The sequence below is a fragment of the Runella salmonicolor genome (genome assembly GCF_024158025.1).
GTDB classification, from domain to species: Bacteria; Bacteroidota; Bacteroidia; order Cytophagales; family Spirosomataceae; genus Runella; species Runella salmonicolor.
This window is the reverse complement of sequence record NZ_JAMZEL010000018.1, coordinates 22,838-41,905: the sequence shown is the minus strand read 5'-3', so window position 1 is coordinate 41,905 and position 19,068 is coordinate 22,838. Positions and strand designations below refer to the sequence as shown.

Sequence of the window (19,068 nt, the reverse complement as noted above, 5' to 3'; positions counted from 1 at the left end):
CCATTCCTGTGTCTTATATAATCTTAAATACTTGTAATTGCTGCTCCATTTCCTGCTGCATTCGTTTTGCCTCCTCGCCCGCCTTTTGGGCAAAATCAATCCCTGAAGACGCGTAAATAATGCTCCGCGAAGCATTGACCAACAATCCACATTCTTTGGTCATGCCGTATTTACATACTTCTTCTAAGCTACCCCCCTGCGCACCTACACCCGGAATCAGCAGAAAATGCTCGGGCGCTAGCTTACGGATTTGTTGCAACATGGGTGCCTGCGTGGCCCCCACAACATACATAAGGCGGTCATTCCCTCCCCACTGTTGAGATACCCGAACGACCCGCTCAAACAAATATTCGTTTTCGTTATCCAGCACCACCTGACTGTTGGAAAGCCCAAAATCATCGTCGTCATTGCGAGAGAGCTTGGGATTCATCATCATGGTTTGAAAATCAGCGCTGCCTTCGTTGGAAGTCAAGGCCAACAAAATCACCCATTTATCTTTAAATTCTAAAAATGGAATGACCGAATCGCGCCCCATGTAAGGAGCTACCGTAATGCTATCAAACGACATTCCCGAAGAACCTTTATCAAAAAACGCCTGGGCGTAGAGCGAGGACGTATTGCCAATGTCGCCCCGTTTGGCATCGGCAATGGTAAAACAATCCTTGGGTATGTACCCTAAAGTCCGCTGTAAACTATTCCAACCGCGCGGGCCGAGGGCTTCATAAAAAGCAATATTGGGTTTATAGGCTACGGCATAAGGGGCGGTGGCGTCGATGAGCCGTTTGTTGAACTCAAAAATGGCATCTGGCTCACGGAGAATATGCTTGGGGAGTTTTTTTAAATCAGGGTCAAGGCCAACACAGAGGAATGATTTTTTTCGTTTTATCTGTTCAATCAGTTGAGTACGATTCATGATTAGAGGGTTTCGAGAGATTGTAAATGAGCAATATCGTTTTCTTTTTGGAGGGAAAAACTTTTTGAATTGTAATCGTAATGCAACAGATATAAGCCCAAATTAGTGTGAAGAAACTCATCCATCAAGTGCAAAGGTCGATTAAAAATAGTGGCTAAAAGTACCCTCATTGCCCGGCCGTGCATGGCCACCAGCACCGTTTTTTCTTCGGGGCGGGCCAGAATCAAGTCAATGACTGGCAACTGCCTTTTTTGAACATCTTCGGGGCTTTCTCCTCCTTCGGCCTGCAAATCGGTTTTTCCCTGCTGCCAACTAGTCACCAGCCAACGATAATAGTCGTTGTCCATGCTGTTGGGTGTGCGCCCCTCTCTAATGCCCCAACTAATCTCATTCAGTCCCTCATACGCCTCGTGCGGCAGCCCCTTATCCAAAAAACCGCGTACACTTTGTACCGTCCTGATCAACTTTGACGTGTATACTTTATCAAATTTGATGTCTTGATATACCTCAAAAAACGCTTTTGCTTGTGCTTCACCAAGTTCGTTGAGATGGGCATCAATGCCGCTTCCTTGTACTACGCCGCGACGATTATAATCTGTTTCGCCGTGGCGAATCAAATAAATAGTTTTTGAAGACAATTTGTGGGTAATTTTAAGTTTAATGTATGTTTGACGGTTCTTTGTAGTTTTGTGCAGAAAGAAAATGTTAGTCAACTTTCAAAATCAAACGACCCGCCCCCGACTTAAATTCTGTTTACAAAAATACCCCTTTTCCTGATGTTCAACAAAAATATTGCGCTCGAACAACTTCAACAATGGAACAAAAACACCATTGGCGACCATTTAGGCATCGAATACCTTGAAATCGGCGAGGATTATCTCGTGGCGCGAATGCCCGTTGACCACCGTACGCATCAACCGTTTGGTATATTGCACGGGGGGGCATCTGTTGTGTTGGCCGAAACCCTCGGTAGCCTCTCGTCATTCCTGCTCTTGCCCGACACCACCAAGCAGCAAGCCGTAGGGCTTGACATTAATGCCAATCATATTAGAGCGGTAAAAAGTGGGTGGGTATACGGAAAATCTACCCCTCTTCACATCGGTCGAACGACGCACGTCTGGGAAATCCGCATCACAAATGAAGAAAACAAACTGGTTTGTATCAGCCGTTTAACAATGGCTATTATCAACCTATAAAACAACAAAACGCCTCTTTCTATCTTTAGAGAGAGGCGTTTTGGCAGTGTTTTTTCTTACAGAACGATTACTGAGTTCTCTTCGTAAGATACTCCGCTTGGGATATATTTGTCAGCGGCTTCGTCGTTGGTCCAGGTAGCGCCGTCGATTAAATAACGGAAAGCATATTCTTTTCCGGCTTCCAATTCGAGCGTTGCTTTATATGAACCATCTTTCTGTTTCTTCAATTTAGTAGCGGCTTCGGCAGCCCAGTCATTAAACTCGCCTACTACTGCTACATCTTTAGCATCTGCCACTACATCAGCAGACAGAGAGAACGTTACTTTGCAGACAGGTTTGCTTTTCAAAAATTGCTTTGCAATAGCCATAGTGTTTTTGTTGGTTTTGGTTTGCAGCACAAAGGTATAAAATAAATACAATTAAAGTCAATGAATACCAATTAGTTACCTATCAATATTCTTCTAAAAGTACATTTAAAAACTTCATCATTACAATTAACCCCCAAAAAAACCATTTTATCTAACCCCTTCAAAATCAATTTTCTTCCGAAATCTGCGCATTTACCTGCTGAACCCGTTGGTTCATAATTGTTGCTATACTATAAGCACGGTACTTGGCTTCGGCGGCAATATCACCTTCAAACAAGGCATCCACATTTTCAAAAAACAAATGAAGCCAACGGTCGAAGTGCTCGGGCGTAAGTGTATGCTTGGTGGTAAGGCGAAAATGAGGCGGCATAGGACGACCCATATAATTGGCGGTTCCCAGCAAAATTCCTTCCCAAAAATCATACATTTTGGGAAGATGCAGCTCCCAATCTATGTGTGCAACCTCCTCAAAAATATACCCAAGCTCAGCATCCTGACGAATTTTTTGGTAAAACTGATTAACCATCAGCTCTACATCTTCACGGGTTTCTAATAGTTTTGGCATGGTATAAAAACAAATGTCCGGCAAGATAGGTGCCGGACTTGGTTGAATGTAATGACAAAAATCATGTAAAAATGCCTAGTCATTCAAAAAGCTGCTGCAACTGTTTGGCTTCCAGGGCTCCTACCATTCTATTTTGCAATTGCAGATGTTGATCAAAGAAAACCGTTGTAGGATACGTTAACCGGCCTTTGTCGGTTCCGAGTAGTTCTGCCAATTCATGCACGCCAGTATTGACGCCCGTAGGTTTAAATTTATACTTTTTATTTAAAAACAGAATCGTACGGGTATCTTCGGCATTAAGGTCCAAACAATAAAATTGAGCGTTTAACACCTTCACCAGTTCGGGTTCGGTAAATGTTTTCAACTCCATCATTTTGCAGTACTTACACCAATCTGTATGGATAAAAATCAGCAAAGGACGGCGCTCTTTTCGCAGGCTGTCATTGAGATGCTCAAATGACGTCCATTGCAGAGTTTGGGCTTCTACCTGAGTGGTATAAAGCCCAAACCAAGCGAAAATCAAGATGAGAATGCCTTTTTTCATTTGAATAAATTATATCTAATTCCCAAAAATGTACGAATGCCTTGGTTGGGGGCATATACGTACGAGGGGTCAAACGTTAACGCATTGGGGTTATTGGGCGTCGGAATCACCTGCCCGTCAGCACCAAAAGTTACTTGTTTATCAAAAGGGTCAAAAGCCCGGGCAATGGCATCGCGCGGCGGGGTAAAGTTCAGCAGATTTTTTACACCTCCATAAATTTCTAGCCCGTTGTTAAATTTCTTGGTCACTTGAATATTCTGTAAGCTCCACCAAGGCGAATACTCTGGACGCGGGTCCATCGGCCCTAAAGTGGGCAATTTCATGGGGCCATACAGATTTCCAGTATAATCAATCGACAAACCGATGCGCTGAAAAGAGTACGACACAGACCACACACCCGTAAATTTCTCCGTCAGCAATTGCGTCATTTTTACCAACTCCCCACTTCCGTTATCCTCTCGTTGGAATACATCCATGGCCGTAGCGCCTGCCATGGCTTTCAGGCCGTTAGCAAAAGAAAAATCCACGTTTAGCGAAATCCCGCGCGACACGGCGTTACCCGCTAAATTGCTGTAAATGATTTTGTTGGGGTCGGTTAAGTAGTCGGGAATAATACGATTGTTGAAATAAGTATAAAAGGCCGTGGCGTCCAAGCCAATAAAGCTTCCGTTTGTCAGGAAGAATTTGCGAACGTAATTCACGTTGCCGTTCCACGAGCGTTCGGGCTTCAATTCTTCCGTAAATACCACCTGCCGCGCTCCCGTCAGGGCAGCGTGGTCTTCGGTAAATACGTTGGCTACGCGGTAGCCATTGCCAAAACTCGCCCGCAACACATTTCGCTTGTCCGTGGAGGTCCATTTGTAGTTTAAACGGGGCGTCAGAATACTTCCGTGAACGGAGTTGTAGTCATAGCGAAGTCCTAACAACAATTTGTTATTGGCATTCAGTGAAATTTCATCTTGGGCAAATATTCCGGGGAGTTTCACAACCGAAGGCGCATTCCGACCATCAGTAGCGGTGGCAGGCGTATTATCGTCGTAGTGTGTGTAGCGAAGAGCAGTGCCAATCAGAAAATCATGATTTTCTCCCGCTTTCTTATCCCAGGTTAACTGTCCGAAAGCAATCGTTTGAAGAGCGTTAAAGGGAGTCGTGCCGTAGTATGAATCCTGATTGTGGCCGTTGGCCGAAAATTGAAACGTGATTTTCTCTTTGATAGGCAATTGATACGCCCCTATCACCTCCCATCGTTTGGTTTGAATCGTTTCAGCGTACACTTCATTACTTCCTCGGTATTTGGGAGTCCATTGAGTTTGACCTCCCCAACGGTCTTCGTACACGTAGCGGGCACCTACCGTAAACAAACGATTATCTTTACGTTCAACACTAAATTTATTGAATAATGAAATACGATTTTGAAGGGTAATATCCGTAAAGCCGTCGCCGTTTTTATCGGTTGGTTGCTGAAAATTAAAATAGTTTAGACCAAACAATGATTGGACTTTTTCACCTACTCGGTATTTAACCCCCAAATCAGTATTAAACTCCGACCATGAAGTTCCCATTACATCAGCCGACACCAAAGGAGCAGAAGATGGTTTTTTAGTAATAACATTTATCAAACCACCTACCGCTTCGGAGCCATAGAGCGTTGATGCAGGGCCTTTTACGATTTCTACCCGCTCAATAAGCGCACTCGGAATTCCGCTCAAACCATACACCGTCGACAAGCCCGAAACGATGGGCATTCCGTCAATCATAATCATGGTGTAAGGGCCTTCCAAGCCATTAATGTGAATGTCGCCCGTGTTGCAAACATTACAGTTTAGCTGCGGCCGAATACCGTTGATGTTTTGCAGTGATTCAAAGAGATTTGGCACTGGGTTTCGCTTAAAAAAAACGGGCGTGTAAATTTCAACGGGGACAGGACTGTCAAGCTTTGATACTTCTTTCATGGTTCCTGTAACCACCACCTCACTGAGCGAATTTTCCAATTCTTCGGTTTGAAGAGTAAGCTCCTGAAAAAACTTCGCTTCCGAAATCGTCACCGCCTTAGTGATATTGCGGTATCCGATAGACGATATAACCAACTGATACGTTCCGTACTTTACATTTTTAAGCTCAAAAACCCCTAATTCATTGGTGGTAGTACCATATTGTGTACCCTTAAGGGCTGCCGTAGCAAACTCAAGCGGTTTTCCTTTTACGGTCACCGTACCCCTTATACTTCCTGTTTGGGCATACGCAGAAAGTTGTACCAGCAAAAATGCCAGCAATACATATAGTTTCTTCATTGAGAATCAGTGTAAATAAATAATGATGCAATACATCCACATCAATCCCTTATTGCAGGTTTTGACATGGAAATCCATTAAAGAAATGAAATCATTAACACTGATGAGCAGGCGGGCCTCGATGAGAGAAATTGCCAAAGAATGGCTTACGATACGCCGTTAATAAGTAGAAGGACTGTTTTTTGGAAAAAACAATCTGACTGATTTTGACGCTTGCCAAAGCTACCGTTAAGGTCAATCCCACAAACACCGCATTGGTGACCGTCTCCAGCAAAAAAATCTCATTGCTGGTGTGATCGTTGGGCTGAAAAGGAGTATTAGGATTGGACGGTTTGTAAGGGTGGGCGTGGGTAATTATTTTTCCGCTCGACAGTTTGTGCGCGTGCCGGAATACAATGCCATTCAGGAGCATCAGGGCAAAAAGCACCAAGATGCCATTGGCGATTGTTTTTCGTATGCGCTGACTGAAGAGCATGGAGATGGTGTTGTTTCGTAAATTTAACTACGTTATTTGATAAAAAGTTTAAATCCACAAAATAATTGCCAAAAACCACGAAATTTACACGCGTCTCACCCTTACAACATTAATTTCTATGGAACTTTTTGGATTTTCTGTATTACTACTTTCTAAACTCTTTTTTGCGGCGTTTAACGGAATTCTATTCACCCAGTCGGGCTTGGATAAAGTCTTTCATTATCAAGGAAATCTGGATTATTTTAAAGACCATTTCAAAAAATCACCCCTTGCTTCTACCGTTGGTTTGCTGATGCCCGTCATTACGTTGCTCGAAACATCGGCGGGTGTCACCTCATTGGTTGGCTTACTTTTACTCCTACTTGGACACGACGCGGGCAACAGTGTTGCAGCTACGGGCATGGGCTTGGGAGGGTTATCGTTGGTGTGTCTGTTTTTTGGACAACGAATTGCGCAGGATTATGCTGGAGCAGCGGCATTAGTACCTTACTTTCTGATGACAATGGCGGGGTTTGTCTTGTACGCCTTTTAAGAATACGCCGCTAAAGTGCCCAATTTTTCGGTCTTTAGCGGCGTATAAAATATACTATACTTTTACGGTTAGTTCATTCGGTTGGCTTTCCACTTACTTTTAACGGGTACTGCCGCGCCCGTGCTGCCACTGGCTGGCTTCTTTGCCTGCTCCATCAAATACCCCACCAACGCCGCCGCAATTTGGGCCTCCTCTTCATCGATGCCTTTTTTGAGTACTTCTGGGGTAAAATAGTGCTTCACAAAATGGGTATCAAATTGCCCCGAAGTAAATGCTTCGTGTAACATCACAAATCGGCAGAAGCCCAACGTCGTTTGTACACCCGTGATTTCGTACTCATCGATGGCCCTTACCATCTTATCAATAGACTCCTGACGCGTAGCCGCATACGTTATCAATTTTGCAATCATTGGGTCGTAGTAAATCGGAATAGCCATGCCTTGCTCAAACCCATCATCTACTCGGACACCGTTACCCTGCGGACGAACGTAGGTATGTAAAGTGCCCACATCTGGCAAAAAATTGTTGGTCGGGTCTTCGGCATAGACGCGTACTTCCATCGCATGGCCGTTGATTTTCAGGTCCTCCTGTTTGATTTCTAAGGCCTTTCCTTCCGCGATATAAATCATTTGCCGTACTAAGTCTACGCCCGTAATCATCTCCGACACGGGGTGTTCTACTTGCAAACGGGTATTCATCTCCAGAAAATAGAAATTGAGTTTTTCGTCGACAATAAACTCTACCGTTCCCGCACCATAATACCCGCATGAACGCGCTACGTCAACGGCGCATTTACCCATGGCTTCCCGGATTTCGGGCGTCAGGCAGGACGAAGGTGCTTCTTCCACCACTTTTTGGTGCCGACGCTGTACCGAGCATTCACGCTCAAATAAATGAATGATGTTTCCGTGTTGGTCCCCCAACACTTGAATTTCTACGTGCCGAGGCGAGGCGACGTATTTTTCGACAAAAACGGCACCATCGCCAAACGAGGAAATCGCCTCACTGACGGCACGCTCCATTTGTTCATCAAACTCTTCTTCATTTTCAACAATCCGCATCCCTTTTCCACCACCACCAGCACTGGCCTTAATCAAAACGGGATAGCCAATTTGATTGGCAATTAATTTAGCCTCAGCGCGGTCTTCAACCGCATCGGGCGTGCCGGGCACCATCGGAATATTGTACTTCGCCACAGTTCGTTTGGCCGATAATTTATCGCCCATAATCTCAATGCTCTCCGCCGACGGGCCAATAAAAATGAGCCCTGCGTCTTTTACCATCTGCGAAAAGCGGGCATTTTCCGACAAAAACCCGTATCCTGGATGAATTGCGTCGACTCCTAACTGCTTACACACTTCAATGATTTTGTCGCCTCGCAAATAAGATTCTGAGGAGGCTGCCGGACCAATACACACCGACTCGTCGGCGTATCTGACATGCAAGGCCGTACGGTCAGGCTCGCTATATACGGCTACTGTTTTGATGCCCATTTCACGGGCGGTGCGCATCACACGCAACGCAATTTCACCACGGTTGGCAACGAGGATTTTTTTTATAGAAGGCATTGGAAATCATTAGATTATATAAATTCAAATCGGCTGTTGCCCAGAAACACACAACCTACTTAAATCAATGAATAACTTTTGTGCTTTTAAAAGCACCGAAAGTTACAACTTATCGTTAAATGAGTTAAATTTATATTGGTAAATCACTATAGGCTAATGATAAAAAGCATTAGATTGTTGGGCACTTGGTTATTTTTTGGGCATCAACTCGTTCAGGCTCAGGAGGTATCGGTTGTGAAATGGAAAGAAATCCAAAACATTTTGTCACAGTCGTCTGATACAACATACATTGTCAACTTCTGGGCAACGTGGTGCAAACCCTGCGTGGCAGAATTGCCGCACTTTGAAGAGGTTCAAAAAAATTACAAAGACCGGAATGTCAAAGTAATCATGGTTAGCATGGATTTTGCAAAGGATTTAACGGCGCGGGTAATTCCGTTTGTAAGTCAACATCAACTCACGGGAAAAGTTTGGTTGTTGAATGAACCCGACGCCAACAATTGGATTGATAAAATCAGCACCGAATGGTCGGGGGCGATTCCAGCAACGTTGATTGTCAACAATCAAAAAAAGAAAAAAGTCTTTTTTGAACAAAAATTAGACTATGACCGTTTGGTGAAGGAACTATCTGATTTTCTGTGACTTTTTAATCGAATAGGGTCAAAACAGCAGTTAACATAACTAATATGAAAAAGAAATTTTGGGTACCATTTATCATAACCCTGACCTTAGGTACTTTGGTCAGCGCTGCACTCCGAAAAGAGAGCACTCAAACCCCGCCTGCGGGCTATCCGATAGGTGGAACCGTGGCCGACTTCAAGCTTAAAAACGTAGACGGCAACGTTGTTTCTTTATCAAATTACAAAGATAAAAAAGGCGTAATTGTGGTGTTTACTAGCAATCATTGTCCTTTTTCGAAGGCCTATGAAGAGCGTATCATCGGACTAGATAAAAAATACGCCGCGCAGGGCTTTCCGGTATTAGCCATCAACTCTAACGATGCTGGCGATTATGAAGAAAATTCCTTTGACAACATGAAAAAACGCGCTCAGGAAAAAGGGTTTACATTTCCTTATTTACAAGACGACACACAGGGGGTCGCGAAAGCATTCGGCGCTACCCGTACTCCTCACGTATTTATACTACGAAACGATGGTGGCAAATTTACGGTACAGTACATCGGAACCATCGACGACAATTATCAAGACCCGGCTGGAGTAACCAAAAGATACGTGGAAGATGCCGTATCCAATATTCTGATGGGCAAGCCAGTAGTTGTAACCCAAACGAAAGCCGTTGGCTGCGCCATTGGCTGGAAAGACGCTTAAATTTTCGGATACCATCTAACAGAAAAGGGCCAACGTTTGTTGGTCCTTTTCTGTTAGGCTTCCAGTAAACTCCACTTCCAAAGACCCAACTTGGCCAAGCAATACCGGCCAGAGACTCTCAAAACCCCCAACCCATACTTCATACTTCGTTGAAAATTAATGGAAGAGGCTTCATCAAAATACTTGGTCGGGCACGTCACTTCTGCAATTTCGTAACCTTTCCAGAAAACTTGGGCAATCATTTCGTTGTCAAAGACAAAATCATCATCGCACTTATTAAAAGGAACATTTCTTAGTACTTCGCCAGAAAAGGCGCGATACCCCGTATGGTATTCCGACAATTTTTGATTCATTAGAATATTTTGCGCAAGCGTCAAAAACCGATTAGCAATGTATTTATACATCGGCATTCCGCCTTTGAGCGCACCTTTTCCCAAAATTCTTGACCCAAATACAACTGGGTAAAGATCATTACCAATGATTGAAATCATGGCCGTAAGTAGCAAGGGAGTGTACTGATAATCAGGATGAAGCATGATGACGATATCGCCCTCAAGTTCAAGTGCTTTAGAATAGCAGGTTTTTTGGTTGCCCCCATAACCCTTATTTTTATCGTGGCGAATGACGTGTTTAATCCCAAGCCGCTCTGCCACTTCGGCAGTGTTGTCTGGACTGGCATCATCCACCAAAATCACCTCATCGACCAAATCAAAAGGTATTTCAAGATACGTTTTTTCGAGCGTAAGCGCTGCCTTGTACGCAGGCATTACAACAATCACTTTTTTGTTTTTATACATAAATCAGATTCTGCAATTCAACGTTTTATGAACTGCACAGCGGCAAAATTAGTCTTATCAAACAGTATTTCCAATCGCTTCCAAAACTTCCACTCGGACAGGCACTCCCACAAAAACCGCATTGCCAGTCAATTCATCAATGACCAAGTCATCTGTCAAGTCGTTGACACTCACTCCTGCGTGCGTTTGTGCTACCGAAAGTTGGACGCCCTCTCGCCCATGGCCGTATCCGTGAGGCAGACTTACGGTGCCTTTCATTACCTTCTCCGTAATTTCGACAGGAACCGTCACCTCCCCTACCCGTGAACTGATTTTTACACTATCCATCTCAGAAATAGCACGTTGCCTAGCATCGTCGGGATGCATCATTAATGTACACCGATTGCGGCCTTTCACCAGTCGATGCGAGTTATGCAGCCAAGAGTTATTATCACGTAAATGCCGACGATTGGTCAATAACAAGTCGAAGTGCGTATTTACCTTACTTTCCTTCCAAACCTTCCTGATACGGCTCATATCTTTTACCAATAGCTCGGGAGCAAGATGAATTTTTTTATCCTGCGTCAATAACCGATTTGGTAAATCAGGCCGTAACGGTCCCAAATCCAACCCATGAGGATGTTGACGGAGCTGTTCTAAGCTTAAATTATACCCACCAAAACGCAGGCCCAAGTCAACTTTTACGTGCGGGTCTTGAGGAACGGCCCCAATTTCTTCTGAAAGCCGCGCCGATAATTCTTGAAAAATCTCCCAATCGTATTTTCCATTTTCTGCTTTGGGAAACAAGGGCTCCGAAAAACGCGTAACGTTTCGAACGGCCAAGGCGTTGAATGTCAAATCGTAATGTGCCACCTCCAAGCCCGTAGCTGGCGGTAAAATATAATCTGCATGGCGGGTGGTTTCATTAATGTAAATATCAATCGCGACCATGAATTCCAGTCTTTCAAGTGCTTTATCCAATTGCCGACCATTGGGTGTTGACAGGATTGGATTACCACAACTGGTAATCAGTGCTTTTATCTGCCCATCCCCTTCAGTCAGTATTTCTTCTGCAAGCACTGATACAGGAAGCTCGCCCATGAATTCGGGTAAACCCCGAACTCGGCTACGATGACGATTGTACTTATTATAAACTCCTTTAGTATTGGCCAATATATCCACGGCAGGGTGAGTAAACATGGCCGTACCAGCCCGATCAATATTGCCAGTCACTACATTCAAGGCATTTAAGAGCCATTGACATGCCCCACCAAATGCTTGCATTGAAAGCCCGACGCGTCCATACACAACGGCTGAAGGAGCATTTGCAAACGCCCGGGTTAAGTTTCGAATGGCATCAGCCGCGATGCCCGTTTGCACTTCTACTTTTTCTGGTAAAAATTCGGCCACCAGTGCCCTTAACTCATCCAATCCCGTAACAAAAGCGGGCGTTTTGTCTAAGCCTTCGTCAAAAACAACCTGCAACATCGCCAACAGTAAAAACACATCTGTACCTGGGCGAATAAAATGATGGGCATCGGCTTTAGCGGCAGTTTCGGTAAAACGTGGGTCAATCACTACCACTTTTCCACCCCGTTGTTGGATGGCTTTCAGTCGGTTAGCCACATCGGGAACCGTCATTAGACTTCCATTAGAAGCAATGGGATTACCGCCCATTATAAGCCAAAAACCAGTACGGTCAATGTCGGGAATAGGCAATAGAAAAGGATGCCCGAACATTTGCCAAGCCGCAAAATGATGAGGCAGCTGGTCTACAGAAGTAGCAGAATATATATTTTGGGTCTTTAATGCCCGCATCAACCCCGTTCCAGAGAGGAACGTCCCCGAATTATGGACCGACGGATTGCCAGCATACATAGCAACGGCGTTATGGCCATCGCGCTCCTGAATTGCTTTTAGCTTCGCCGCTATATCATCAAATGCTTCTGGCCAACTTATTGTTTCCCACCCTTTTTCGGTACGCTTTAATGGCAACTTAAGTCGGTTTGTGTCTTCATATATATCCTTTAATGCCAATGCTTTAGGGCAAATATGACCTCTGCTAAACGGGTCGTTTTTATCGCCGTTGATGGCCAGAACTTCAGCGCCTGTGTAAGTAATCTCTAATCCACAAATAGCTTCGCATAAATTGCACGCACGGTAATGAACACTGGGATTTGTCATGTTTTTAGCTTGTTTGATGCAATTTATCAATTTTCTGAATGCTGATTGTGTGTTTTTTAGGCGAAAAACAATAAAGCGTCAACACACTGTAAATGAACACTTTACTTTTTCTTTCTCCTTCCACTTTCTAACTTCTTTTTTTAGATACTTTTTTGATTTTCAAAAAGTTACTATCTTTGCGTCCCGTTTTAGAAAAAGCACAGTAACATCATAAATAGTTGATACAGAAATGAAAAAGGGCATTCATCCAGATTACAGAGAGGTAGTTTTTTGGGATTTGTCGAGCGATCACAAATTCATCACGCGTTCTTGCGCACCTACCAAAGAAACCATTGATTTCGAAGGCAAAAACTATCCTGTTTACAAAGTCGAAGTTAGTTCAGAATCTCACCCATTCTATACTGGCAAGAACACTTTGATTGACACAACAGGTCGTGTTGATAAATTCTTCAAGAAATACGGAAAGAAGTAGTCATCCGTTATTTCCTGATTTAATTGGAAATCGAAATAAAAAAGCGATAAGTTGCTTCAGGCAGTTTATCGCTTTTTTGTTTTTTCAGTGGATAAGTTTAAAAAACTGTAAACCCGCCATTCCTAAAAATATCCAACCCAGTAATTGATTAAGGTTAATTCTTCCCAACTTCCCAAGCAATTTTTCCCGGTATCGGCTGGTCAAATAGGCAACCCCAAACAATAAGCCTACCGCCCCCAAAACTGCCCCCATCACAAAAGCAATCTGCTCTCTTGGTAGATGAACTTTTAATTGTTCATACCCTTGAAATTGCACCAGTATAAACAGCCAATACGGAAAGAGCTGAGGATTCAAAATCGCTAAAGAGAAGCCTTTTAATATATCCGACCGCCCCGTGGACGATTCCACTTTATTCATGGTTTGGCCACCACTCCGAAGAAGTACAATTCCTATCGCAATGAGTATCGGAATAGAAGCCCATTCAAGCAGTCGCCAAATATCGGGGTGTTTTTCCAACCACATTCCAGCCCATACGGCGGCGGCGGCATAAATCAATTCGGGCACACATCCTCCCAGCGCAACTAGTAATCCAGCCTTTAAGCGGCGTTTCAAGACCGTATGTATCACCGTAAGATTTACAGGGCCTAATTGAAGCGAACCTACAAAACTGATTCCTGCCGTGGTCAGAAGGATAAGAAGAGCTTTTTCCATGCATCCTTAACGCACAATGTCCTACGGTGGTTTCAACTTTCATAAGGCGACGGGCTCACGGCCGTCCATCCTCCGTCCACAACGAGCGATTGCCCCGTTATATGCCCCGCTAGAGGTGAAACCAAAAATAACGCTGCATGGGCAATATCCTGCACTTTGGCGGGCCGACCGATTGGCGTTATGCGTCCCCACGTTTTTTCATACTCAGGGTCTTCAGCGGTGCGTTCGGTCATGGTAGCGCCAGGAGCTACGGCGTTAATGGTAATACCGTAAGGGGAAAGTTCAACAACTAAACTTTTAGCTAACATTTCGAGTGCCGCTTTTGTCATGCCATAAGCTGCCAGAAATTGGTGCGCTTGATGGCCCGTTACAGACGACATCAACAAAATGCGTCCTCCTTCTCCTTGTGTGCGCATTTGTCGCGCCGCGGCCTGTGTTAAGAAAAAACTACCCCGGAGGTTTAAATCTAACAGTTTTTGTAAAGATTCGGGCGTGTACTCAAAAAAGTCCCCAAAGGTAGTGATACCCGCATTCGCAACAATTATCGTAAGTTTACCAAACACGCGTACGGCCTCATTCACCATGGCCTGCACAAAATCTACATCTGCGGCATTGCCACTGTAAGCAACACACTCTCCTCCCGACTTTTGAATAAATCCAGCAGCTTTCTCGGCCAGTTCTTCATCCAAATCATTGAGCAAAACCGCAGCTCCCTGCTCCGCCAATTGTCGTGCAATCTCCAGTCCAATGCCTTGCCCTGCGCCAGTAACGATGGCAACCTGATTTTTAAATTGTAACATTAATAGTTGTACTTATTTATTTTGAGATGAATCAATGGTTGGCTTCTTACTCCACCAACTCGCTAATAATGAGCCTGTAATATTCATGATGGGGCCAAAAAGTGCTGGTGCAAGGCCGACAGTAGCTACTTTCCCCATTTGCAGTGCAATGCCTGACGCTAATCCACCATTTTGCAGTCCTACTTCAATCGCCACCGTACGGCAATCCTGCTCGGGAAGTTTTAACGCTCGTGCGCTCCAATAGCCCAACAAATAACCACTTATGTTATGGATTAAGGTACAGATAATCAGTACCCCTCCTACTTTGAGTAAACTTTCGCGCCCAGCTGCCGTAATAATGCAAATAATCAGGGCAATCCCAGCCATAGAAACCAGCGGCATGTACTTATTTAAAAACTCGGTTTGATTTCTAAACACTTTATTGACTATCAATCCCACGCCAATGGGTAATATGATAATTTTCAGAATTTCAACCATCATCTTAAAGAAGTCAACTTCAATAAATGCTCCTCCTAATAATTTCATCAATAATGGCGTTAAAATAGGAGCCAACAAAGTCGCACATGAAGTAATGGTAAGCGACAACGCTACGTTAGCTTTGGCAATGTAAGCCATTACATTGGATGCTAAGCCACTAGGTGAACATCCAATCAAAATTACGCCCGCGGCAATTTCAGGGGGAAAATTAAAACTTGTCGCTAAGGTGTACCCAATGAGCGGCATGATTGTAAACTGACAAATTAGCCCAATAACTACACTCTTTGGTGATTTTACAACGGCTTCAAAATCTTTAGGGCTCATGGTTGTACCCATGCCAAACATAATGATTTGGAGCAAAGGTACGATGAGTGTTTTTAACTGAAAGTCTCCGACCTGGGTGAAGTATTCTGGAAAAATCATGGCCAGTGTTGCAGCCACTATAATGGATAGCGTATACAGGTAACTTTTCATTCGTTAAGATAGTCAGAGGTTTAAAAGCATAAATGCACCTACAAAAGCAAAAGCAAAGCCTGAATTACTGCCAGTCGGCTATAAAGCCCCTTTTAAATTCAAAAAGCTTCCTACCATTGGCAAGAAGCTTTTTGAATTTAACTATTTGTATTTTTTATGCTTCAAACAATTTTACAAAATCATCGAAAAGATAACGTGAATCATGAGGGCCTGGCGAAGCTTCGGGGTGGTATTGCACCGAAAACGCTGGCTTATCTTTTCTTTTAATTCCTTCTATTGTTTTGTCATTAAGATTGATATGGGTTACTTCTACATCAGGATGCGCCTCGATTTCATCAGGGCTCACCGCAAAACCATGGTTTTGTGAGGTTATTTCACACAGACCTGTTTGGAAGTTTTTCACGGGGTGATTTAACCCCCTGTGCCCGTGATGCATTTTAAAAGTAGAAATTCCACTGGCCAAACCCAAAATTTGATGCCCTAAACAGATACCAAAAAGGGGTTTATTGGTGTCCAAAAACTGTTGAACGGTCTTAACTGCATAAGGCATTGCCGAAGGATCACCTGGGCCATTTGAGATAAAAAATCCATCTGGGTTCCATGCCATTACCTCTTCAAAAGATGTTTTAGCGGGAAACACTTTACAAAAACATCCCCGTTGGGTTAAATTCAACAAAATGCTTTTTTTAACCCCATAATCCATCACCGCTATACGATACTGAGACGTTGATTCATCGCCCATAAAATAGGGCTCGGTCGTACTCACCAACGACGACAGTTCCAATCCATCCATGCTCGGAACCTCTTTCAGGTGTTCCATTAATTTTTTCTCATCGAGTATTTCGGACGAAATAATCGCATTCATAACTCCTTTTTGTCGCACATGACGTACTAACTGGCGGGTATCCACTTCGCTTATGCCAACGATATTGGCTTTTTCGAAGTATGATTGAAGCGAAAAGTCGGCTGTTTTCCGAGAATAAATCTGCGAGAATGAATTACAGACCATCCCGCTTATTTTGATTGAGCTGGATTCTTCCTCACTTTCCAGTTGTACACCATAATTGCCGATGTGCGCATTTGTATTAACTACAATTTGACCATAGTAAGATGGATCAGTATAGATTTCCTGATAACCCGTCATACCAGTGTTGAAACATATTTCACCACCCATGGTACCGATTTTACCGAGAGCTAAACCTTTCAGTGCTGTTCCGTCTTCAAGAAGTAAGAGTGCTGGTTGTTGAGAACCCATTTTATATTGGTATTGTATGGTTACGGTTGTCATAAACGAGTTTATTTTTTCCCTGTATTTATGACAACTTTAATTTGATTTTGCAAATTTCAAAAAAAAGGGGCTAAACTTTCGTTTAACCCCTTCTATATTTTAACTTTTCTTCATTTTATTAAAGTATATATGAGAAAAGTTATTCTTGGCCACCGTTTAATTCATCTTGCCAAGCTTTCAATTCATCAAATTTGCCATCACGAGCAAGGGCGGCTTGCTGAGGCCATGTTGCGGGGCTCTTTGAACCGATGCCAGCTGCCGATACAATTTCCTGAATTGCCTCAGGAGTCATGTCTGCCAATTGAGCAAAAGTCGTTACACCTGCATCTGCAAGCGCTTCGGCGATTTTCGGTCCAATTCCTTCTACAACTTCCAAATCATCAGCGCTTGAAGTTTCAGCTTCTGCTACAGGAGCTTCTTCAATGACTGGAGTTGCTTTTACTTCTTTCACTTCTACGGCCGAGGTCTCAGCATCAGCACTTTTCTTACCACCGCGGCGGCTACGACGTGTTTTGGTTGCTTTTTCTTCGGCAGCAGTCAATAATGTTTCGTTGAAATCAACCAATTCCATCAAACAAACTTCAGCAGCATCACCTTGACGGGTACCCAGTTTGATAATACGAGTGTAACCACCCGGACGGTCAGCGATTTTGTCAGCTACAGTACTGAAAAGTTCTTTCACTACATCCTTCTCAGGAATGTAAGAGAACACAATACGACGGTTGTGCGTATTATCTTCTTTTGCACGGGTCAAAATTGGCTCAATGTACTTTTTCAGTTCTTTTGCTTTTGCCAATGTTGTCTGAATGCGTTTGTGTAAAATCAAAGACGCCGCCATGTTACGCAACAAAGCGCTACGGTGTGAGGAGGTACGTCCTAAATGATTGTCTTTCTTACCGTGTCTCATTGGTTTGAGTTTGTGATTAGCTTCGAGCGGCGGTTCACGCGCTTCAGAATACTAACCGGTGAAACAATTTACTTAAAGTTTGGGCTTCGAAAGGCGGTGATTTATTGCTAAATCAGCTTTCGAAGCCCAATAATTACTTAGTCCTCATCCAAGCGGTACTTCACAACGTCCATACCGAATGTCAGATTTTTCTCAGCGACAAGTTGTTCCAATTCAGTAAGTGATTTTTTACCGAAATTACGGAACTTCATCATATCGGCTACTTCAAGTTTCACAAGGTCACCCAAGGTCTTGATATCAGCTGATTTGAGACAGTTGTAAGCTCTAACTGACAAATCAAGGTCAGCAAGAGGCGTTTTCAGAAGTTTACGCATACGCAACATTTCTTCATCAACCTCGCTTACTTCGTCGTTTTTCTGAGTCTCAAACGTCATCGTTTGATCTGAGAACAACATAAAGTGCTGAATCAAAATGTAAGCTGCGCCTTTTAGTGCTTCTTCTGGGTGAATTGACCCATCGGTTGTCACTTCAATTAACAATTTTTCGTAGTCAGTTTTCTGCTCAACGCGCGTGTTTTCAACGCTGTACTTAACATTTTTGATAGGTGTGTAAATCGCATCAATAGGGATGTGGCCGATTGGCAACTCCTGATTACGCGGTTCATCAGCTGGTACATAACCACGACCTTTTTCAATCAAGATTTCCATCTCAAATGTCATCTGGTCGTCAATATGGCAAATAACTAAATCAGGGTTTAAAACCTGGAAAGATGACGTAAACTTGGCGATGTCGCCAGCAGTCACCACCGATTGATTTTTAACGCTTACTGTGATTTTGTTATCGACCATTTCCGAAACCTTTTTAAAGCGAACCATTTTGAGGTTCAGCACGATTTCGGTAACATCTTCCACAACTCCTTCAATCGAAGAGAATTCGTGGAGCACACTGGGAAATCTGACGCTGGTGATGGCATAGCCTTCCAACGACGAAAGTAGGATACGACGCAACGCATTACCGATGGTTACACCGAAACCTTTCTCCAGTGGCTTGAACTCAAACAACCCGTGAAAGTCGTCGGCTTTTTCCATTACGACTTTGTCGGGCATTTGGAATGCTAAAATAGACATAGGATTAGCAGTTTTTTTAGAGTCCGAAGGGCGGTAATTAACCGCAAAAAAGTATGTTTTACCAAACACACA

The 19,068-nt window shown here is 43.7% G+C and carries 21 protein-coding genes; 5 read left to right on the top strand and 16 right to left on the bottom strand.

Features of this window, described 5'->3' with window-relative positions; genetic code table 11:
* Positions 1-13: 13 nt before the first annotated feature.
* Positions 14-913, bottom strand: coding sequence for an orotidine-5'-phosphate decarboxylase (gene pyrF / locus NCI00_RS27030; protein ID WP_253532806.1), 900 nt, complete (start codon positions 911-913; stop codon positions 14-16).
* 2 nt (positions 914-915) lie between these two features.
* Positions 916-1,551 carry a histidine phosphatase family protein gene (locus NCI00_RS27025; protein ID WP_253532804.1) on the bottom strand — a complete coding sequence of 212 codons (636 nt, stop codon included), beginning with the start codon at positions 1,549-1,551 and terminating at the stop codon, positions 916-918.
* A gap of 138 nt (positions 1,552-1,689) precedes the next feature.
* Here NCI00_RS27025 and NCI00_RS27020 point away from each other — a divergent pair, with 138 nt between their 5' ends.
* Positions 1,690-2,109, top strand: coding sequence for a hotdog fold thioesterase (locus tag NCI00_RS27020; RefSeq protein WP_253532802.1), 420 nt, complete (start codon positions 1,690-1,692; stop codon positions 2,107-2,109).
* 56 nt (positions 2,110-2,165) lie between these two features.
* Here the strand turns inward: NCI00_RS27020 and NCI00_RS27015 are convergent, their stop codons facing one another.
* The 5 genes from NCI00_RS27015 to NCI00_RS26995 form a co-directional block, all read right to left on the bottom strand.
* Positions 2,166-2,477, bottom strand: coding sequence for an isoamylase early set domain-containing protein (locus NCI00_RS27015; RefSeq protein ID WP_114070338.1), 312 nt, complete (start codon positions 2,475-2,477; stop codon positions 2,166-2,168).
* Between the two features lie 166 nt (positions 2,478-2,643).
* A complete protein-coding gene (locus tag NCI00_RS27010; protein WP_253532800.1) occupies positions 2,644-3,042 on the bottom strand; it encodes a group III truncated hemoglobin in 399 nt (132 codons plus the stop codon).
* A gap of 79 nt (positions 3,043-3,121) precedes the next feature.
* Positions 3,122-3,586 (bottom strand): thioredoxin family protein, encoded by a 465-nt coding sequence (locus NCI00_RS27005; RefSeq protein ID WP_253532798.1) that lies wholly within the window; start codon positions 3,584-3,586, stop codon positions 3,122-3,124.
* Positions 3,583-5,877 carry a TonB-dependent receptor gene (locus NCI00_RS27000; protein WP_253532796.1) on the bottom strand — a complete coding sequence of 765 codons (2,295 nt, stop codon included), beginning with the start codon at positions 5,875-5,877 and terminating at the stop codon, positions 3,583-3,585. The genes NCI00_RS27005 and NCI00_RS27000 overlap by 4 nt, the downstream gene beginning before the upstream one ends.
* A gap of 94 nt (positions 5,878-5,971) precedes the next feature.
* Positions 5,972-6,352, bottom strand: coding sequence for a DUF8478 family putative metalloprotein (locus tag NCI00_RS26995; protein ID WP_253532794.1), 381 nt, complete (start codon positions 6,350-6,352; stop codon positions 5,972-5,974).
* Between the two features lie 118 nt (positions 6,353-6,470).
* On the opposite strand from NCI00_RS26995, the gene NCI00_RS26990 reads away from it, so the two are divergent.
* Positions 6,471-6,884, top strand: a complete 414-nt coding sequence (locus NCI00_RS26990; RefSeq protein ID WP_253532792.1) for a DoxX family protein — start codon at positions 6,471-6,473, stop codon at positions 6,882-6,884.
* A 68-nt stretch (positions 6,885-6,952) separates the two neighbouring features.
* Here NCI00_RS26990 and accC read toward each other — a convergent pair whose 3' ends face one another.
* Positions 6,953-8,452 carry an acetyl-CoA carboxylase biotin carboxylase subunit gene (gene accC, locus NCI00_RS26985; RefSeq protein ID WP_253532790.1) on the bottom strand — a complete coding sequence of 500 codons (1,500 nt, stop codon included), beginning with the start codon at positions 8,450-8,452 and terminating at the stop codon, positions 6,953-6,955.
* A 156-nt stretch (positions 8,453-8,608) separates the two neighbouring features.
* Between accC and NCI00_RS26980 the strand changes: the two genes are divergently transcribed.
* Together NCI00_RS26980 and NCI00_RS26975 are read left to right on the top strand one after the other, a co-directional pair.
* Positions 8,609-9,094: a TlpA disulfide reductase family protein gene (locus NCI00_RS26980; RefSeq protein ID WP_253532788.1), complete on the top strand. Its 486-nt coding sequence runs from the start codon at positions 8,609-8,611 to the stop codon at positions 9,092-9,094.
* A 44-nt stretch (positions 9,095-9,138) separates the two neighbouring features.
* Positions 9,139-9,780, top strand: coding sequence for a thioredoxin family protein (locus tag NCI00_RS26975; RefSeq protein ID WP_253532786.1), 642 nt, complete (start codon positions 9,139-9,141; stop codon positions 9,778-9,780).
* Between the two features lie 53 nt (positions 9,781-9,833).
* Here the strand turns inward: NCI00_RS26975 and NCI00_RS26970 are convergent, their stop codons facing one another.
* On the bottom strand, positions 9,834-10,577 hold the full coding sequence (locus NCI00_RS26970; RefSeq protein WP_253532785.1) for a glycosyltransferase family 2 protein: 744 nt from the start codon (positions 10,575-10,577) through the stop codon (positions 9,834-9,836).
* A gap of 57 nt (positions 10,578-10,634) precedes the next feature.
* Positions 10,635-12,740 carry a molybdopterin oxidoreductase family protein gene (locus NCI00_RS26965; protein WP_253532784.1) on the bottom strand — a complete coding sequence of 702 codons (2,106 nt, stop codon included), beginning with the start codon at positions 12,738-12,740 and terminating at the stop codon, positions 10,635-10,637.
* 229 nt (positions 12,741-12,969) lie between these two features.
* On the opposite strand from NCI00_RS26965, the gene NCI00_RS26960 reads away from it, so the two are divergent.
* A complete protein-coding gene (locus tag NCI00_RS26960; protein WP_013927405.1) occupies positions 12,970-13,212 on the top strand; it encodes a type B 50S ribosomal protein L31 in 243 nt (80 codons plus the stop codon).
* 84 nt (positions 13,213-13,296) lie between these two features.
* Here NCI00_RS26960 and NCI00_RS26955 read toward each other — a convergent pair whose 3' ends face one another.
* The 6 genes from NCI00_RS26955 to NCI00_RS26930 form a co-directional block, all read right to left on the bottom strand.
* Complete coding sequence (locus NCI00_RS26955) at positions 13,297-13,923, bottom strand: LysE family translocator (protein WP_253532783.1); 627 nt, start codon at positions 13,921-13,923, stop codon at positions 13,297-13,299.
* 32 nt (positions 13,924-13,955) lie between these two features.
* Positions 13,956-14,723, bottom strand: coding sequence for an SDR family NAD(P)-dependent oxidoreductase (locus NCI00_RS26950; RefSeq protein ID WP_253532782.1), 768 nt, complete (start codon positions 14,721-14,723; stop codon positions 13,956-13,958).
* A gap of 12 nt (positions 14,724-14,735) precedes the next feature.
* Complete coding sequence (locus NCI00_RS26945) at positions 14,736-15,674, bottom strand: bile acid:sodium symporter family protein (protein ID WP_253532781.1); 939 nt, start codon at positions 15,672-15,674, stop codon at positions 14,736-14,738.
* 154 nt (positions 15,675-15,828) lie between these two features.
* Positions 15,829-16,962, bottom strand: coding sequence for a glutamine-hydrolyzing carbamoyl-phosphate synthase small subunit (gene carA, locus NCI00_RS26940; RefSeq protein ID WP_374758868.1), 1,134 nt, complete (start codon positions 16,960-16,962; stop codon positions 15,829-15,831).
* A 139-nt stretch (positions 16,963-17,101) separates the two neighbouring features.
* Complete coding sequence (gene rplQ, locus NCI00_RS26935; protein ID WP_166560992.1) at positions 17,102-17,869, bottom strand: 50S ribosomal protein L17; 768 nt, start codon at positions 17,867-17,869, stop codon at positions 17,102-17,104.
* 137 nt (positions 17,870-18,006) lie between these two features.
* Positions 18,007-18,996 (bottom strand): DNA-directed RNA polymerase subunit alpha, encoded by a 990-nt coding sequence (locus NCI00_RS26930; protein WP_166560991.1) that lies wholly within the window; start codon positions 18,994-18,996, stop codon positions 18,007-18,009.
* Positions 18,997-19,068 lie beyond the last annotated feature (72 nt).

Bases quoted from the DNA above. Each gene is read 5' to 3' on its own strand.
- pyrF (WP_253532806.1), bottom strand. From the start codon at position 913: ATGAATCGTACTCAACTGATTGAACAGATAAAACGAAAAAAATCATTC.
- NCI00_RS27020 (WP_253532802.1), top strand. From the start codon at position 1,690: ATGTTCAACAAAAATATTGCGCTCGAACAACTTCAACAATGGAACAAA.
- NCI00_RS27015 (WP_114070338.1), bottom strand. From the start codon at position 2,477: ATGGCTATTGCAAAGCAATTTTTGAAAAGCAAACCTGTCTGCAAAGTA.
- NCI00_RS27010 (WP_253532800.1), bottom strand. From the start codon at position 3,042: ATGCCAAAACTATTAGAAACCCGTGAAGATGTAGAGCTGATGGTTAAT.
- NCI00_RS27005 (WP_253532798.1), bottom strand. From the start codon at position 3,586: ATGAAAAAAGGCATTCTCATCTTGATTTTCGCTTGGTTTGGGCTTTAT.
- NCI00_RS27000 (WP_253532796.1), bottom strand. From the start codon at position 5,877: ATGAAGAAACTATATGTATTGCTGGCATTTTTGCTGGTACAACTTTCT.
- NCI00_RS26995 (WP_253532794.1), bottom strand. From the start codon at position 6,352: ATGCTCTTCAGTCAGCGCATACGAAAAACAATCGCCAATGGCATCTTG.
- NCI00_RS26990 (WP_253532792.1), top strand. From the start codon at position 6,471: ATGGAACTTTTTGGATTTTCTGTATTACTACTTTCTAAACTCTTTTTT.
- accC (WP_253532790.1), bottom strand. From the start codon at position 8,452: ATGCCTTCTATAAAAAAAATCCTCGTTGCCAACCGTGGTGAAATTGCG.
- NCI00_RS26980 (WP_253532788.1), top strand. From the start codon at position 8,609: ATGATAAAAAGCATTAGATTGTTGGGCACTTGGTTATTTTTTGGGCAT.
- NCI00_RS26975 (WP_253532786.1), top strand. From the start codon at position 9,139: ATGAAAAAGAAATTTTGGGTACCATTTATCATAACCCTGACCTTAGGT.
- NCI00_RS26970 (WP_253532785.1), bottom strand. From the start codon at position 10,577: ATGTATAAAAACAAAAAAGTGATTGTTGTAATGCCTGCGTACAAGGCA.
- NCI00_RS26965 (WP_253532784.1), bottom strand. From the start codon at position 12,740: ATGACAAATCCCAGTGTTCATTACCGTGCGTGCAATTTATGCGAAGCT.
- NCI00_RS26960 (WP_013927405.1), top strand. From the start codon at position 12,970: ATGAAAAAGGGCATTCATCCAGATTACAGAGAGGTAGTTTTTTGGGAT.
- NCI00_RS26955 (WP_253532783.1), bottom strand. From the start codon at position 13,923: ATGGAAAAAGCTCTTCTTATCCTTCTGACCACGGCAGGAATCAGTTTT.
- NCI00_RS26950 (WP_253532782.1), bottom strand. From the start codon at position 14,723: ATGTTACAATTTAAAAATCAGGTTGCCATCGTTACTGGCGCAGGGCAA.
- NCI00_RS26945 (WP_253532781.1), bottom strand. From the start codon at position 15,674: ATGAAAAGTTACCTGTATACGCTATCCATTATAGTGGCTGCAACACTG.
- carA (WP_374758868.1), bottom strand. From the start codon at position 16,962: ATGACAACCGTAACCATACAATACCAATATAAAATGGGTTCTCAACAA.
- rplQ (WP_166560992.1), bottom strand. From the start codon at position 17,869: ATGAGACACGGTAAGAAAGACAATCATTTAGGACGTACCTCCTCACAC.
- NCI00_RS26930 (WP_166560991.1), bottom strand. From the start codon at position 18,996: ATGTCTATTTTAGCATTCCAAATGCCCGACAAAGTCGTAATGGAAAAA.